This is a genomic window from Neisseria sp. P0009.S007 (assembly GCF_051962515.1).
Window position 1 is genome coordinate 1 of the sequence record NZ_JBQCVF010000499.1, and the last position, 1,050, is coordinate 1,050.

The 1,050-nt window shown below is 43.9% G+C and carries 1 protein-coding gene; it reads left to right on the forward strand.

Going from position 1 to position 1,050, the window contains the following annotated elements; translation table 11 throughout:
* The coding region (locus tag ACTHS3_RS14345; protein ID WP_440368288.1) for a T6SS effector amidase Tae4 family protein at positions 1-1,038 on the forward strand (1,038 nt) is incomplete at its 5' end.
* Positions 1,039-1,050: the final 12 nt, after the last annotated feature.

Consider the following 1,050-nt stretch of genomic DNA (forward strand, 5'->3'; position numbering starts at 1 on the left):
GATCTGCACGACCAACTGGTTAAAGCGGAAATCTTCAAAAAAGACGGCACGAAAGAGACTTGGGCCTACACCTACGATGCCTTGGGCAGAAGGATAGGCAAAGGCCGTCTGAAAAACGAAGAAGTTTCAGACGACCTCGAAGAGGAAACCGGATTTGTCTGGGACGGCAGCCACCTCTTGCAGGAAGTCCACCCGGACGGCAGATATACCTATATCTACACCGATCCCGACAGCTACGAACCTTTGGCACAGGTACGCAACTGGACCAACGAAGACGGTGAAAGCAAACAGCAAACCCACTACTTCCACTGCGACCAAATCGGTATCCCGCGTGAGATGACCGATAAAGACGGCAATTTGCTGTGGTTCGGCAACTATACCGGCTGGGGTTGTCTGAAAGAGGAAACCAAGGTAACGGATAGCGCATACCAGCCGTTCCGCCTACAAAACCAGTATGCCGACCTTGAGACAGGGCTGCATTACAACTTCTTCAGGTATTATGAGCCTGATGCAGGGCGGTTTGTTAATCAGGATCCGATTGGATTACTGGGGGGAAGTAATTTATACCAATATGCATCAAATACTGGCTTATGGATTGATAGCTTTGGGTTAAAACCTAAGAAAAAATTACCATGCATTCAAAAATTACGAGACGCATACCCAAATTTTAATGTAAAACCAAGCGCGCGACCCAGTGCTGAACCCTATGCCCTCAATCAATGTGCAATTAGGGTTTCTTATGCAATGCAAAAAGTTGGAATTGACATAAAGAAATTATATCCAAAAACCAATCAAACGTCTGAAGGATACGCACGTTCATCAAAAGGTCTCGCAGATTGGATTTGGAAGAATTACGGCGAACCACAGAAAATGTCCGTGCAAGATTTTCAAAAAAATGCAAAAAATATGAAAGGAATATTTTATGAATTACCTAACGAAGGTGGTATTGGCCACATTGATGTTATTGATAAAGGAGCAGTTGGATCAGGTTTTTATGCAGCTAAAGAAGTTTGGTTTTGGCCTATGGATGATTGCTAAAAAGATATTAAT